The sequence below is a fragment of the Auraticoccus cholistanensis genome, assembly GCF_009742705.1.
Taxonomy (GTDB): Bacteria; Actinomycetota; Actinomycetes; order Propionibacteriales; family Propionibacteriaceae; genus Auraticoccus; species Auraticoccus cholistanensis.
The window spans coordinates 173,540-189,055 of sequence record NZ_WPCU01000003.1; the positions used below are offsets into that span (position 1 = coordinate 173,540).

General features: G+C 71.1%; 11 protein-coding genes. 6 read left to right on the forward strand and 5 right to left on the reverse strand.

Translation table 11 applies throughout. The features are described from left to right. Nucleotides 1-14 precede the first annotated feature (14 nt). A complete protein-coding gene (locus GC722_RS01815) occupies nt 15-1,493 on the forward strand; it encodes a dihydrolipoamide acetyltransferase family protein (RefSeq protein WP_156607407.1) in 1,479 nt (492 codons plus the stop codon). Between the two features lie 126 nt (nt 1,494-1,619). Here the strand turns inward: GC722_RS01815 and GC722_RS01820 are convergent, their stop codons facing one another. Genes GC722_RS01820 through GC722_RS01830 form a run of 3 tightly spaced genes read right to left on the reverse strand, consistent with a single transcriptional unit; the run spans nt 1,620 to nt 7,773 of the window. After that, the gene (locus tag GC722_RS01820) at nt 1,620-4,604 is read right to left on the reverse strand and encodes a type I restriction endonuclease subunit R (protein ID WP_156607409.1); all 2,985 of its coding nucleotides are present in this window, start codon (nt 4,602-4,604) and stop codon (nt 1,620-1,622) included. Beyond that, complete coding sequence (locus GC722_RS01825; protein ID WP_197429691.1) at nt 4,601-5,827, reverse strand: restriction endonuclease subunit S; 1,227 nt, start codon at nt 5,825-5,827, stop codon at nt 4,601-4,603. The genes GC722_RS01820 and GC722_RS01825 overlap by 4 nt, the downstream gene beginning before the upstream one ends. 5 nt (nt 5,828-5,832) lie before the next feature. Then, entirely contained in the window at nt 5,833-7,773 is a 1,941-nt protein-coding gene (locus GC722_RS01830) for a type I restriction-modification system subunit M (protein WP_156607413.1), read from the reverse strand. 369 nt (nt 7,774-8,142) lie between these two features. Between GC722_RS01830 and GC722_RS01835 the strand changes: the two genes are divergently transcribed. Genes GC722_RS01835 through GC722_RS01850 form a run of 4 tightly spaced genes read left to right on the forward strand, consistent with a single transcriptional unit; the run spans nt 8,143 to nt 12,332 of the window. Beyond that, nucleotides 8,143-9,666: a pyridoxal phosphate-dependent decarboxylase family protein gene (locus GC722_RS01835; RefSeq protein WP_197429692.1), complete on the forward strand. Its 1,524-nt coding sequence runs from the start codon at nt 8,143-8,145 to the stop codon at nt 9,664-9,666. Between the two features lie 35 nt (nt 9,667-9,701). Next, entirely contained in the window at nt 9,702-10,829 is a 1,128-nt protein-coding gene (locus GC722_RS01840; protein WP_156607415.1) for a baeRF11 domain-containing protein, read from the forward strand. 40 nt (nt 10,830-10,869) lie between these two features. Beyond that, nucleotides 10,870-11,499 (forward strand): aminodeoxychorismate/anthranilate synthase component II, encoded by a 630-nt coding sequence (locus tag GC722_RS01845; protein WP_156607417.1) that lies wholly within the window; start codon nt 10,870-10,872, stop codon nt 11,497-11,499. Between the two features lie 11 nt (nt 11,500-11,510). Then, complete coding sequence (locus tag GC722_RS01850; RefSeq protein WP_331714292.1) at nt 11,511-12,332, forward strand: oxygenase MpaB family protein; 822 nt, start codon at nt 11,511-11,513, stop codon at nt 12,330-12,332. Between the two features lie 22 nt (nt 12,333-12,354). Here the strand turns inward: GC722_RS01850 and GC722_RS01855 are convergent, their stop codons facing one another. After that, nucleotides 12,355-13,128 (reverse strand): DUF881 domain-containing protein, encoded by a 774-nt coding sequence (locus GC722_RS01855; RefSeq protein ID WP_331714293.1) that lies wholly within the window; start codon nt 13,126-13,128, stop codon nt 12,355-12,357. Between the two features lie 133 nt (nt 13,129-13,261). Between GC722_RS01855 and GC722_RS19095 the strand changes: the two genes are divergently transcribed. Then, nucleotides 13,262-13,528 carry a cell division protein CrgA gene (locus GC722_RS19095; RefSeq protein WP_331714294.1) on the forward strand — a complete coding sequence of 89 codons (267 nt, stop codon included), beginning with the start codon at nt 13,262-13,264 and terminating at the stop codon, nt 13,526-13,528. 56 nt (nt 13,529-13,584) lie between these two features. Here GC722_RS19095 and pknB read toward each other — a convergent pair whose 3' ends face one another. After that, nucleotides 13,585-15,456 carry a Stk1 family PASTA domain-containing Ser/Thr kinase gene (gene pknB, locus GC722_RS01865; RefSeq protein ID WP_156607419.1) on the reverse strand — a complete coding sequence of 624 codons (1,872 nt, stop codon included), beginning with the start codon at nt 15,454-15,456 and terminating at the stop codon, nt 13,585-13,587. Nucleotides 15,457-15,516: the final 60 nt, after the last annotated feature.

Consider the following 15,516-nt stretch of genomic DNA (forward strand, 5'->3'; position numbering starts at 1 on the left):
GCGAGGAGGACGACATGCAGGTGTTCAAGCTGCCCGACCCCGGCGAGGGACTGGTCGAGGCCGAGATCGTGACCTGGCGGGTGGCCGTCGGTGACGAGGTGAAGATCAACGACGTGGTGGTCGAGATCGAGACCAGCAAGTCGCTGGTCGAGCTGCCCAGCCCGTTCGCGGGCCGGGTGGCCGAGCTGATGGTGCCCGAGGGTGCCACGGTCGACGTCGGCTCGCCCATCCTGGCCGTCGACGACGGCACCGGACCCGCGGGTGGCGGGTCCGGCTCCGCGGCGGGCGGGTCGGCCGGCCCGGCCGAGGCAGCGGAGGCCGACGAGGCCGCCGCCCCCAACCTGGTGGGCTACGGCGTGCGGGCGGCCGGGACGTCGCGGCGGCCCCGCCGCACCGCCTCCCCCGAGCCGGTGACCGCCTCGGCCGAGCGGGCGCAGGCCCGGGTCGACGAGTCCCTCGACCCGGTCGTCACGTCGGCCCCGTCCCCGGTGGACGAGCGGGTACCGCTGGCCGGCGGCGCCGCGGAGCCCACCGGTGCACCGCTGCCCGCCCCCGGCCCCGCGCCGACCGAGCCGCGCGAGCAGCGCGGCCCCGTGCTGGCCAAGCCGCCGACCCGGCTGCTGGCCCGCCAGCTCGGCGTCGACCTGACCACCCTCACCGGCACGGGCCACGGCGGCATCATCACCCGCGACGACGTCGAGACCGCCGCCCGCACCGGTGCTCCCGTCCCCGACGCCGCGGTCGACGCGCCCCCGGCCGCCGTCGCGGCGGCCGAGCCGGTCGGTGAGCGGATCCCGGTCCGCGGGGTGCGCAAGGCGACCGCCGAGGCCGTCGTCGCCTCGGCGTTCACCGCCCCCCACGTCACCGAGTGGGTCGAGGTGGACGTCACCGCCTCGATGGAGCTGCTCGACCGGGTCCGCGCCCGCCGGGACATGGCCGGCGTCCGGCTCACCCCGCTGGTGCTGGTCGCCACCGCGGTCTGCCAGGCGCTGCGACGCACCCCCGAGCTGAACTCCCGCTGGGTGGACGGCCCGGACGGTCCCGAGATCGTCCGCTCGTCCGAGGTCAACCTCGGCATCGCGGCCGCCACCCCGCGAGGGCTGATGGTGCCCAACGTCAAGGGCGCCCAGCGGCTGCGGCTGCGCGAGCTGGCCGAGGCGCTCAACGAGCTGGTCGCGGTGGCGAAGGAGGGCCGCACCCAGCCCGCAGCGCTGTCGGGCGGCACCTTCACCATCACCAACGTCGGGGTCTTCGGCGTCGACGCGGGCACCCCCATCCTCAACCGCGGCGAGGCCGGCATCCTGTGCCTCGGCGCGATCTCGCGGCGGCCCTGGGTGGTCGGCGAGGGAGCGGAGGAGCGCATCGAGCCGCGCTGGGTGACCACGCTGTCGGTCTCCTTCGACCACCGGGTGGCCGACGGCGCCGAGGGGTCACGGTTCCTCGCCGACGTGGCGCTCATGCTGCACGACCCGGCCATGGGAGCGCTCATCTAGAGCGGCTGGACCCAGCGGTTCGGTTCCGATGCGACGTCCGGCCGGGTACTCCCGGCCGGACGTCGTACTGGCGCTGCACGAGATTTCCTGTACGGGCATCGACCTCTCGAGCTGGATCAACCGTCGTCAACTGGCCTCGGCGCGGAACTCGTCGTAGGTCGTGGTCAAGTGGTCAAGGAACCGCTCCTGAAAGTCCTGGTTGGAGAAGAACAGGTCGAACAGCAGCCCGTTCTTCTCGTGCCGCTGCACCAAGAGCTCTTTGACCCGATTCTCCAACACCAAGCGGTACTGCTGCCGGTCATTGTTCTCCGCGACGGTGCGCATGCCGTGGTCGGACTTGAGCTCGACCCGCTGCTGCTCCATCCAGATCTTGTCTGCCTCGCCAAGTTCTGCGCCGTACTTGTCGTTGAGCACCGCGATGAGCGCGGACAGGCGGTCGAGCACTGGTTCGGCCTGCTTGCCCTTGCCCTGACCGGGCAGCGCCTCCCCGGGCTCGTCGGACGCCTCCAGTGCGATGGCGCTCTCCCCGGTTACGGCAATCCGCAGGTGGGTGAGCTGGACGGTCGAGCTGAGCTGCGGCATGGGGTCGGACTCGCCGGCCGGCAGGTCGGTGAGCAGCAGCCGTCCGTAGAGAAACAGCTCCTCCAGCTCGGGGTCGGTGAAGGGCATCACCTGAGCGACAAAGGCGTAGGCGCGGCAGAAGTGCTGCAGGGTGGCACGAAACAACTCCTGTGCCTCCTCCTCGAGGGAGACGAACCGTCCGACGGCGGGATCGAGGTTCGCGTAGATCACCGGCTGCTGGGCCGGGTCGTCCGACAGAAGGGCGCGCACCGCGGCGTGCATCTCGTCGCTCGAAAGCACGCCAGCGGTCCGCAGCTCGTGCTCCATCGTGTACAGCACGTTCGGGTCGGTCGGGTTGGCGAAGGACTCCTCGTAGAAGTCGGCGAAGCTGTCGCGGATCTCCTCGGCGCTGTTGGCGAAGTCGAGGACGAAGGTGTCCTGCTTGCCCGGGTGGGTCCGGTTCAGCCGCGAGAGCGTCTGCACCGCCTTCACCCCAGCCAGCTTCTTGTCGACGTACATGGTGTGCAGCAGTGGTTCGTCGAAGCCGGTCTGGTACTTCTCGGCGACCACCAACACCTGGTACTCCTCGCAGAACCTCTGGGGCAGCTGGCTCTCGCTGAAGCCGTTCATACCGGCTTCGGTGTGACGCAGGTCGGGCGCGTCGGGGTCGGTCACCTCGCCGGAGAACGCCACCAGGGCACGGATCGGTGACGGGCCGCTGTCATAGCCCTTGCGCTTGAGGTAGCCGTCGATGGCCTGCTTCATGCGGACGGCGTGCAGGCGGGACCGGGTGACCACCATCGCCTTGGCCCGGCCGTCGATCTTGCTGGCGGTCTTCTGCCGGAAGTGTTCGACGATCACCTCGGCCTTCTGCTCGAGCTGGTAGGGGTGCAGAGAGACAAAGCGGGCGAGCGCCGCCCGCGCCTTCGCCTTGTCGAGCTCGGGGTCGTGGCGGGGTTCGCTGTTGGCGAGCTTGTAGTAGGTGGCATAGGTCGTGTAGCTGGCGAGGACGTCGAGAATGAAACCCTCGTCGATGGCCTGGCGCATCGAGTACGTGTGGAACGGACGCCGGTGGCCGTCGGCGTCCAGCTGACCGAAGGTCTCCAGCGTCCGCGGCTTCGGGGTGGCTGTGAAGGCGAAGAACGACAGGTTCCGCTGCTTGCCGCGGTTCCGGGCGCTGGCAACCAAGACGTCATCGGGCTCGGCGGACGCCTCTGCCGCGGCCTCGGCCTGCTCGGCCTGGTCGAGGGCCTTCTCGCCAGTGCCGAGTACCTTCTTCAACTTGCTGACCGCGTCGCCAGTGGTGGAGGAATGCGCCTCGTCGACGATGACAGCGAACCGGCTGCCGACCACGTCGTTGGCGGTCTGGGCGATCACCGGGAACTTTTGCAGCGTAGTGACGATGATGCGAGCGGCGTTGCCCTCCAGGGCCTCGCGGAGCTGACGGGAGTGCTGGTCGACGCGGACGATGGTGCCCGGCGTGTGGTCGAGGCCGGCGACGGTCTCCTGCAGTTGCCGGTCGAGCACCTTGCGGTCGGTGATGACGACGACCTTGTCGAAAACCGGACGGTCGTTGGCGCCGTGCAGGCGGCTGAGTGAGTGGGCGGTCCAGGCGATGGTGTTGGACTTGCCGGAGCCGGCGGAGTGCTGGATGAGCCGGTCGGTGCCTGCGCCGTCACGCAGCGTGGCCTCGAGGATCGAGCGGACTGCGTGCCACTGGTGGAACCGGGGGAAGAGCACGCTGCCGTCCTGCTCGTGGACGAAGGTGCCCAGCAGCTCGAGGAACGCGTCGCGTTGCCACACCTGCTCCCACAGGTAGGCCGTCTGGTACCCACTCCCTGAGCCCGTCGAAGGACCAGCTGGGGGATTCCCCGCCGCACCCGGACGCCCTGGCCCGGCTGACCCGGAGTTGAACGGCAGGAACCGGGTCGCGTCACCGGCCAGCCGGGTAGTCATCGCAACGCGGTGCGGGTCGACAGCGAAGTGGACCAGGGTGCGCTTGGCGAAGATGAGGTCGTTCGGGTGCCGGTCGGTGCGGTACTGCGCCATCGCGTGCTCGATCGTCTGCTTGGTGAGCGGGTTCTTCAGCTCGGCGGTGGCCACCGGGATGCCGTTCACCACGAGTACCAGGTCGAGCGAGTCCTGCGGGTGCGACTCCGAGTGGTGCAGTTGGCGCACCACGCCGAGCCGGTTGGCGGCGTAGCGCTCCCCCAGCTCGGCAGTGAGCGAGTTGGCCGGCTTGAACCAGCAGAGCCGCAGCGTGACGCCGGAGTCCTTGATGACGCCGCGGAGGACGCTGACCGTGCCGCGGTGGTCAATTTCGGCGGCGAGGCGCTGCAGCACCTTCCTGCGGGCGTCTGACTCGCCACCGTGGCGGTGGACCAACTGCTGCCACGCCTTCGGCTGCGTGGTCTGGAGGAAGGCGACGACCTCGTCGGGGAAGAGGCCGAGCTTGGTGTCGTAGGACGCCGGGGCGATGCTGAGCCAGTCGTGAGCGAGGAGGTGGGCCTCGATGTTGGCCTCGAACGCGGACTCGGCGTGGACGCTCATCCTGGGATCCCGCTTCCTGCCGTGGTGACGTCCAACTCGCCGGTGACGGCGGCTGTGATGAGGGACGTCTTGTACTCAGCGAGGAGCTCGATCGATTTGGTCAGGGCGACTTCGGCTTGGTTGGCGTGGTCACGGTACCCGCGTACGGTTTCGATCGACTTGAGTTGGCGCTCACGAGGAGCGTTTGGCACTGGCAGCGAGAGCACATCATCGCCTCGGGCCTTCGCCGGACCGCTGCCCTGCCTGACTAGCGTTCCTAGTTCGGAGCGACCGCGAGCACTGGTGATGGACATAACCACGTAGTCAGGGATCAGCATGGGACGCACGAGTCGATATGTGAGGTCCGAAAGGTAAAGGCGACCCTGATAGGTACCGAGGCGTACCACCGCGGCGTCGCCTACTAGCGCAGCTGATCCGCTTCCGCGGGTGATGAGCACATCGCCATCAGCGACGACATGGCGATGGTCTGCAACTTCAGGCGGTATGCGCTTGTTTCTCGCCGGCTCGAATGCTCCGCCGATGATTGCACTCGTCTTGAGCACGCCAGCCTCCCCCGGACCAGCCGGCACATCCTCGCCGATCGGGGATGAGCCTTGTTCGATTCCACGACAGAAGCGGCGCAAGGCGGCTGTGCCGAACGCATTCGCATCCGCATCCATCTGTGCGCTCATCGCGGAGAAGGCAGCAGATCGCGCCATGGCCACCTGCTCGCGTCGCGCGGCGATGATCCGGTCGAGCCGGTCGATCCGGTCGTCGAGGAAGTCGGCGATACGCCGCTGCTCCTGCAACGAGCCAACCTTCACCGAGATGCCTAGCAAATCCACGGCGTTGATGGCTGGGTAACTCACACCGACGCTCTTGGCTACGACCTCTTCGATGAACGGGTCGGACCGGCAGCAGTAGGAAAGGTATCGGGGGTCAATGTGTCGTGGGTGCAACACCGCGAAGCCAGTGCTGAAGACCAGTCGCTCCGAGCTGGTCGTTGCGGGAACTTTGCCGACCGCGCGGAGGTACGTGCGCACCGTGGACACGACGGTGTCTCCCTCGACCGCAAGCCTGCGTGCTCGGCTTGGTGCCTGGGCGAAGGTAGTCTTTTCGGCTGGCACGACAACACCAGCTGAGCGGGATACGTCGGATATCTCCACGTATTTGAACTCAGTCGTTGGATCAGTATCCTCAGGCAACACATGCTGGTTGAGCCCGACTAGATAGCGCAGCGGCACCGTTCTCACAGTCCAAGCCCTGTCATCCAGTGTTGGATCTGCCCCTCCAACGCCCGGATCTCCTCAGCGATCTCCCCCGCCGGCCTAGGCGGCGTATACACGTAGAACTGCCGCGTGAACGAAATCTCCACCCCCACGCGCGTCTTGGTGTGGTCGATCCACGCGTCCGGCACGTACGGGTGGATTTCCGCCACCAGGTGCTGTTCGGCCGCCTCCTGCAGCAACTTGGCCCGCACCGCATCTTCCAGCTCGAAGAAGCCCTCGGGCAGCGGCACGTTCTCCTGGTCCCGCAGGTCCGGGTCGGGCTCAGGCTTGCCCTTCTTCGTGATGACCGGCGCCTCCGGATCGGCGACCGCGCACGCCTTCGTGAAGGCCTTCTTCTGCGCCGGTGTCAGGCCGCTGGTCTCGCCCAGCAGCGCCGCCTCGGTGTCGAACCGGCGCCCGACCAAGCTCGCGAACTGGTCGAAGGGCTCGGCCGCCACCGCCTCAGGTGTCACCTCCCACCGGCGCCGCAGCGGGCGCTCGACCGTGATCCGTTGAAACCCGAAGGTCTCCCGTGTCAGCACCTTCACCCGGGGATCCTCGGCGTACTCGTCCAGCGCGCCGCCGTACAGCCGGGCGATCTCGGCGATGGCGTCCGGGGTGAGCTCCTTGCGCTTGTCGCCGAGTGACTTGCGCATCTTGGTTCCGAGCTCGCGGGCGTCAACGAGCCGCACCAGACCGCGGTCGGCGTTGGCCTTGTCGTTGGTCAGCAGCCACACGTAGGTGGAGATGCCGGTGTTGTAGAACATCTGGTCCGGCAGGGCGACGATGCCCTCGAGCCAGTCGTTCTCGAGGATCCAGCGGCGGATCTCCGATTCACCAGACCCGGCCTGTCCGGAGAACAGCGGCGAGCCCGATAGCACGATCGCCACCCGGGACCCAGCCGGCTTCATCTTCGACAGCATGTGCTGCAAGAAGAGCAGCGACCCGTCAGACACCCTTGGCAGTCCGGCGCCGAAGCGTCCGTGGAAGCCGAGCGACTGGTGCTCGGCCTTGATCGGGGCAGCGTAGCCCTTCCAGTCGACGCCGTACGGCGGGTTGGCCAGGATGAAGTCGAAGGTCTGGTGGGCGTAGGCGTCCTGGGTGAGGGTGTTGCCCCGCTGCATGCGGTCCGCCGGCACGCCTTGGATCATCAGGTCCGACTGGGCGATGGCCCACGTCTCGTCGTTGATCTCCTGCCCGTACACCTGCACGTGGGCGGCGTCGTTGGCGTGCTGGATGCCGTGCAGCGCTCCCATCAGCATGCCGCCGGTCCCGGCCGCGGGGTCGTAGACGGTGCGCACCGGCCGTGGGTTCTCGGTCAGCTCAGCCAGTGTCTTCCCCGTGAGCAGGAGGTCGACCATCAGCGCGATCACCTCGCGGGGGGTGTAGTGCTCACCCGCGGTTTCGTTGCTCATCTCGGAGAACTTCCGCAGCAGCTCCTCGAAGATGTAGCCCATCGCCTCGTTGCTGACCACGACGGGCCGCAGGTCGAGGTCGGCGAAGTCAGCCACAACGCCGTAGAGAATCCCGGCGCGCTCCATCCGCACCACTTTGTCGTCGAAACTGTAGGCCTCGATCACCGCCTGGGCGTCTGGGGAGAGTCGCCGGATGTAGCCGGCGAGGTTCTCGGCCAAGTTCTTGTCGTCGTTGAGGAGCGTGGCGAAGGTGAGCGGGGAGGTGTTGTAGAAGCCGGTGCCGGTGAGCGCCTTGAGCATCGCGTCCTGACCCTGCGATGGGTTCGTGAGGCCCTGGAAGCTCTCCAGCACCACCTCCTTGGTGGGTGCCAGCACGGCGTCCATCCGGCGCAGCACCAGCAACGGCAGCATGACCGAGCCGTACTCGTGCTGCTTGAAGGTGCCGCGCAGCTTGTCCGCCACCTTCCAGATGAACGCGACCTTGTCGGCGAAGCCTTGCGGGGCCATCTCTCCCTCTCATCGCATTGTGGTTCCGTCACTATCGCAGGAGGCTCAGGTCGGTGGCCACAACTCGCGGGCACTGGGTCGGGACCCCCGGCGTTCATGGCCCTCTCACAGGCACAGGGGTTGTGGCGGCTCTGCGCTCGTGAGCAAGTTGGCTCCCGGCGGTGCCGAACGGCGACCGACGGAGGGAACGAAAAGTTCTGCTCACCGGCTGACCGCCGAGCCCAGCGCCGGAGCGTCCGCGCGAGCGCCCCAGTACGACGTCCGGCCGGGTACTTCCGGCCAGATGTCATACCGGACACTGCAGGCCGGCTGGATGCGCTGGTGACGGACGGGTGTGACCGGGTCGGGGTGCGCGGCTACGTTGCCCGGGTGAGCGAGCAGCAGCAGGCGCCGCACCTGAGCGCGGAGCAGTTCCGCACCGAGGCGCACAAGGTCATCGACTGGATCGCGGACTACTGGGCGACGGTGGGGGAGCGGCCGGTGCTCTCCACCGTCGAGCCGGGCAGCGTGGCGGAGGCGGTCGACGGTCCGATCCCCGACGACCCGGAGCCCCTGGAGCAGGTGCTCTCCGACGTCGACCGGCTCCTCGTCCCCGGGCTCACGCACTGGCAGCACCCGCGGTTCTTCGCGTACTTCCCGGCCAACTCGTCACCGGCCGCCGTGCTGGGTGACCTGCTCAGCAGCGGCATCGGCGCCCAAGGGATGCTGTGGGCGACCAGCCCGTCGGTCTCCGAGCTCGAGCAGGTGGTGCTGGACCAGCTGGCCCGCGCCCTCGGCCTGTCCGAGGCCTTCTGCCACCGCCGCGAGGACGGCAGCCCGGGCGCCGGAGGCGGCGTCATCCAAGACACCGCCTCCACCGCCACCTTCACCGCGCTGCTGGCCGCCCTGCACCGGGCCACCGGCGGACGCGCCCGCACCGAGGGCGTCGAGTCCGGCCGCTACACGGTCTACGCCTCCAGCCAGGCCCACTCCTCGCTGCAGAAGGCCGCGATGATGAGCGGGCTGGGCGAGCGAGCCGTGCGGACCATCGACGTCGATGCCTGGACCCAGCAGCTGGACGTCGCCGCCCTGGCCGAGGCGCTCAAGGCCGACGTGGCCGCCGGTCGCGTCCCGGTGATGGTGCAGGCCTGCGTGGGCACCACCGGCACCGGTGCGGTCGACCCGGTGACCGAGATGGGGGCGCTGGCCCACCGCCACGGTGCCTGGCTGCACGTCGACGCCGCCTGGGCCGGGGTGGCCGCGCTCTGCCCCGAGCACGCCTGGGTCAACGCCGGTGTGGCCGAGCACGCCGACTCCTACGTCACCAACCCGCACAAGTGGCTGCTGACCACCTTCGACTGCAGCAGCTTCTGGGTCCGCGACCGCAGCGCCCTGGTCGGGGCCCTGTCGATCCTGCCGGAGTACCTGCGCAACCCGGCCAGCGAGTCTGGTGCCGTGGTCGACTACCGCGACTGGCACCCGCAGCTCGGACGCCGGTTCCGCGCGGTCAAGCTGTGGACGGTGCTGCGCAGCTACGGGCTGTCCGGGCTCCGTGCCCACCTCCGCGCCGGTGTCGCCCAGGCGGCCCGGGTCACCGGGCTGGTGGACGCCGACCCCCGCTTCACACCCGCCGCACCGCCCTGCCTCGGGCTGGTCGCCTTCCGGCTGGCGGCCGACGCCTCCGGTGCCCGGCTCCCCGACGCCGAGGCCGACCGGCTGACCGCTGCGCTGATGACGGCGGTCAACACCTCCGGGGAGGCCTACCTGAGTCACACCCAGCTGTCGGGTCGGACGGTGCTGCGCTGGGCCGTCGGCGGCTGGCAGACCACCGCGGCCGACGTGGAACGCACCTGGCAGGTGCTCAGCGATGCCGCCGACGAGCTGCTGGGACACGCCGCCGCGACCCCGGGCTGACGTTTCCCGCCCCCGGGCCCGGGTAGGTCACGACCATGCTCACAGTCGACCCAATCACCCAAGAGGACCTCGACCAGCTGCTCGACGCCCGCCACCCGGCCAGCGTCACGATCTACCTCGAGTCCTCACCCATCCCCGCCGACCACGAAGCCATCCGCATCGCGCTGCGCAACGCGGCCGGGCAGGCCGAGCGCGAGCTGGAGTCCGGTGGCGCCTCGGCGCGCGAGGCCCGCGAGGCCGTCGCCCCGATCCGCGAGCTCGTCGACGACCACGGCTTCTGGGAGCACCAGGCCAACTCGCTGGCCATCTTCGCCTCCGACGGGAGGGCCCGCACCTTCCGGCTGGCCAACCGGCTCACCCCGCACGTGTCCGTGGGCGACCGCTTCGACGTCGGGGCCCTGCTGCGTGCCAACGCGTTCCGCCACGGGGCCTACGTGCTCGCGCTGGCCACCCACGACGTCACCCTCTACGGCCTGGGCGCCGACCACCGCGCCCGGCAGATCCCGCTCGAGCTGGACCAGGACGAGCTGAGCGCCGCGCTGGCCGTCACCGACAACGACGGCCGCGCCGACCAGCGCGCCACCCCCAGCGACCGGCACCAGCGGGAGGGGTTCGCCCGGATCGTCCAGCGGGCCGTGCTGCCCCGGCTGCGGGCCAGCGGCGGGCTGCCGCTGATCCTGGCCGCCACGCCCGAGCTGGACGCCGCCTACCGCGCCGTCAACGAGTACGAGCACCTGCTGCCGGCCCGCATCGACGTCCACCCCTCCTCCCTCGACCCGGACTCCGTCGACGCCCGCGCCCGGGAGATCCTGCACGAGCAGCACCGCGCCGAGGTGGAGGCCTGGCGCGAGCTGTTCGGCACCCGTCGCAGCGCCGGCCGCGCCACCAGCTCGCTGGCCGACGTGGCCCGGGCCACCGTCGCCGCGGCGGTCGAGGAGCTCTGGTTCGACATGGACGCCGTCCAGGAGGGCGAGGTCGGCGACGACGGCGAGATCCGTCCGGCCCCCGAGCCCGGTCCGGCCACCCACAACCTGGTCGACGACATCGTGGTGCGGGTGCTGCGCAGCGGCGGCAGGGTGCGGGCCGTGCGCCAGAAGGACCTCGTCGACGGCTCGCCGGTCGCGGCGGTGCTCCGCTTCCCCCGTGAGGCGGCCGGGATCTGACCCGGCTGCACGGGCTGGTCCGGTGGGGGAGAATGGTCCCATGAGCAGGATCCTCGTCGTCGACAACTACGACTCCTTCGTCTACAACCTCGTGCACTACCTGTCCCAGATCGGGGCCGAGGTGGACGTCTGGCGCAACGACGACGAGCGGTTCGCCGACCCGGACTGGGCCGACGGCTACGACGGCGTGCTGCTGTCACCCGGTCCGGGCACCCCCGAGTCCGCCGGCGTCTGCGTCGACGTGGTCCGCAGCCACGGCGGCCGGCTGCCGGTCTTCGGGGTGTGCCTGGGCCTGCAGTCGATCGCCGTGGCCTACGGCGGCGTGGTCGACCGGGCCGCCGAGCTGCTGCACGGCAAGACCTCGCCGGTGCTGCACGAGGGCCGCGGCGTGCTGGCCGGCCTGCCCAGCCCCTTCACCGCCACCCGCTACCACTCGCTGGCCATCGCGCCCGACACCCTGCCCGACGTCCTCGAGGTCACCGCGCGGACCGAGACCGGGGTGATCATGGCCGTGCGGCACCGCGAGCTCCCCGTCGAGGCGGTGCAGTTCCACCCCGAGTCCGTGCTCACCGAGGGCGGCTACCAGATGCTGGCCAACTGGCTGGCCACCTGCGGGGACACCGACGCGCCGGCCCGGGCCGCCGGGCTGAGCCCGCTCATGGCCCTCTAGTGGTCCCGCTGGTGCGCTCCTCGCTCGGTCGGCTGATCCGCTCCCGGGTCGCCGGCGAGGACGCCGAGGAGCGCGCCGAGCAGATCTGGGGCACGCCGGGGGAGCGGTGGTTCACCCCCGCCGACCCCATCTGGCGGGTGCACTCCGACGCGTCCATGTTCCCCGGCGGGCTGGCTGCGCTGCTGCTGCAGTCGCTCCACCCGCTGGCCATGGCCGGGGTGGCGGGGCACAGCGGCTACCGCGGGGATCCCTGGGGACGGCTGCAGCGCACCAGCGACTACGTGGCCACCACCACCTTCGGCACCGTGCCCGACGCCGAGGCGGCCGTGGCGCGCGTGCGTCGGGTGCACGAGCGCGTCCGGGGCCGCGACGAGCGGGGACGGCCCTACCGCGCGGGCGACCCCGAGCTGCTCGGCTGGGTGCACCTGGCCGAGGTCGACAGCTTCCTGACCGCCTTCCAGGCCTACGCCACCACCCCGCTGACCGACGCCGAGGCCGACACCTACGTGAGCCAGACCGGGGTGGCCGCCCGGCTGCTGGGGGTGACCGACCCGCCCACCACCCGCGCCGAGCTCGACCAGCGGCTGGAGGCCTTCCGCCCCGAGCTGGAGGTCGGCGAGGCCGCCCGCGACGCCGCCCGGTTCCTGCTGCGCGAGGCACCCCTGCCCGCCCCGGCCCGACCCGGCTACGCCGGGCTGGCAGCGGGTGCGGTGGTGCTGCTGCCGTCCTGGGCCCGGGAGATGCTGGGGCTGACCTGGCCGGGCCGTCGGGTCGGCCGGGCGCTGGGGGTGGGCGCGACCGCGGCCGTCCGCTGGGCCATGGCCGCCGCCTGAGCGAGCGGCGGCCCGGGCGCCCTCAGCTGTCGCGGCGGGGTCCGGCCCAGCTCAGCGTCGTCCCGCCGGTGAAGCCGGGCAGCTCCAGGCGGGACTCGGTCCGCTGGGCGTAGCCCAGGCCGTAGGCCTCGACGTACTGCCGGTAGATGCCGACCTGCGGGGAGCCGGCGAGGGCCGCCTCCAGCGCCCCCGGCTCACCCACCGCGGAGATGACGTACGGCGGGGCGTAGGGCACACCGTGCAGCACCACGGTGTTGCCGACGCACTTGATGCCGGTGGTGGGGATGACGCGCTGGCCCTGGATGGTCATGGCCTCCGCGCCGCCCTGCCACAGCACGTTGACCACGGCCTGGATGTCCTGCTGGTGCACCACGAGGAGGTCCCCGTCCACGCCGACGGGGTCGATGCTGACCGGGGCGTCGGTCAGGGTCACCGTCACCCCCGGCCCGGCCACCGGCTCCAGCCCGACCTGGCGGGAGAGCTCGGAGGCCCGTTCCGTGTCGGCGGGCACGGTGCCCGAGGCGGCGGTCAGCCGGTCCACCTCGGCGCGCATCTCGGCCACCTCGGCGGCGAGGTCGGAGTTGCGGGCCGACTCGCTGCGGACGAGGTCGGCCAGGTCGGTGTTGCGGGCGGGTCGCAGGTCGGTGCCCCGCGCGTTGATCGCCGACACGGTGATCATCAGCCCGGCCGCGAAGCACACCGTGAGCGTCAGCAGCCGCCGCCGCAGGGTGGGCCGGTCGCCGCGGACCCGGGAGGTGAGGCGGCTCCGGGCCCGGCGCCACAGCGGCTCGCGCACGCCCACCTCCTCCTCCCGCGCAGCCGGTGCCGGCGGGGCCGGTCACGCCCCGCCCCGGTGGCGACGTGCCAACTGGGAAACCAGTGACTACGCTACCCACCGAACCCAGGCCCGCTGGGACCAAGGAGGACTGGTGCCCGAATCCAAGGCCCGCAAGAACGTCGCCACCCGGCGCAAGCGCGAGCGGGGCGCGGCCGCGGCCGCCGTCAAGGCCCCCGGCAGCCGTCGCTGGGTGCCTCCGGTCTTCATCACCGTCGGCCTGCTCGGCGTGGCGTGGCTGGTGGTCTACTACATCGCCGGCTCGATGGTCCCGCTGATCAGCGACCTCGGCGACTGGAACATCCTCATCGGCATGGGTCTGATGGCCAGCGCCTTCGTCATCTCCACGCTCTGGCGCTGACCCCGAGCACGGCAGCGGCCCCCGACCTCAGGTCGGGGGCCGCGGTGCGTCCGGGCTCAGCGCGGTGACTGCGAGGCCGACGGCGAGGGGCTGTCCTCGTCCTCGTCGGGGGTGGCGCCCGGGGTGGCGCTGGGCGCCGGTGCCGACTGGCTGGGCTCGGGCTCCTCCGGCTCCGTGGCCAGGTAGACCACGACCCGGTCGTCCCGGTCGATGGTGGTGCCGGCCTCGGGATCCGTGCCGACGACGAGCCCGGGGTCGACCTCGTCGCTCTCACGGTCCTCGAACTGCACGTCGGTGAAGCCCAGCTGCTCGGCGTTCTGCTGCACGCCGGCCCGGTTCAGGCCGCTCCAGTCCGGCAGCTCGCTCTCGCCGGTCGCCACCACCAGGGTCACCTCGGTCTCCAGCGGCGCCTCGCTGCCCTCGGCGGGGGTGACCTCGAGGACCTCCTCGGCCTGGGCGTCCGGGGGCTCGTTGGTCGCCTCCTCCACCTTGACGTCCTCGAAGCCCGCCTCACGCAGGGCGTCGCGGGCCTCGTCCAGGCTCTGGCCGACGAGGTTGCTGGGGATCTGCGCCTCCGCCGGGCCCATGTTGACCTCGACCGTGACGGTGCTGTCGGGCTGGACCTGCTCGTTGGGGCTGGGGTCCTGGTTGGTCACCCGGCCGACGGTCTCGTCGTCCTCGCCGTTGACGCGGTCGACCTCCAGCTCCAGCCCGAGCGCCTCGACGGCCTCGCGGGCGTCGGCCTCGGTCCGGTCGAAGACGTCGGGGACGGTCACCAGCTGGACGCTCGGGGCGGCGCTGGGGTCGTCCTGGGCCCGGCCGCTGCCGTCCAGCAGCCAGATGGCCCCGGCGACCGCGCCGGCGATCACCAGCAGGGCGAGCACGGCGATCAGGATCCACGGGCCCTTGCGGGTGGGCTCGTCCTCCTCCTCGCTCATCTGCCCGACCGGCAGCTGGTCGTCCGCCGACCCGGCGCTGCCCGGGGTGAGCCCGCCCACCGGGACGGGGGTGGGGGTGCCGCCGAGCAGCTGGGTGGCGGCGTTGTCGGCGGCCGGCATGGCCGCCGCCGCGGGGAGCACGGTGGTCAGCTCCTCGCCGGCCAGGAGACGGCCCAGGTCGTCGGAGAACTCCCGCGCGCTCTGGTAGCGGGCCTCGGGGTCCTTGGCCAGGGCGGTCAGCACCACGGCGTCGATGGCCGGGGTGATCACCGGGTCGAGCTGGCTGGGCGGGGTGGGCTGCTCACGGACGTGCTGGTAGGCCACGCTGACCGGGGAGTCGCCGATGAAGGGCGGGCGACCCACCAGCAGCTCGTACAGCAGGCAGCCGGCGGAGTAGATGTCGCTGCGGGCGTCCACCGTCTCGCCGCGGGCCTGCTCGGGCGAGAGGTACTGCGCGGTGCCGATGACCGCCGCCGTCTGGGTCATCGTCGCGGAGGTGTCGGCGACCGCGCGGGCGATGCCGAAGTCCATCACCTTGATGGTGCCGTTGGGGGTCAGCATCACGTTGGCGGGCTTGATGTCGCGGTGCACGATGCCCGCCCGGTGGCTGTAGCTGAGGGCCTCCAGCACGCCCTGCATGATCTCCAGCGCCCGCTCGGGCATGATCTTGCGGCCGTCGCGGAGCACGTCGCGCAGCGTCGAGCCCTCGACCAGCTCCATCACGATGTAGGGGACGGCCACGCCGGCCCGCTCGTCGAAGTCCTCGCCGGTGTCGTAGACGGCGACGATGTTGGGGTGGTTGAGCCCGGCCGCGGACTGCGCCTCCCGGCGGAACCGGGCCTGGAAGGTGGGGTCGGCGGCGAGGTCGGCCCGCAGCCGCTTGACCGCCACCTGGCGGTTCAGGCGGGTGTCGGTGGCGCGGCGCACGTCGGCCATCCCGCCGCGGCCCAGGGGGTCCCCGAGCTCGTAGCGATCTCCGAGCAGCGTCATCGGGTGCGGTCCTTCCTCGCTGCGGGGGCAGCGGCCTGGCAGGCGGTTCGGTCGCCGGTG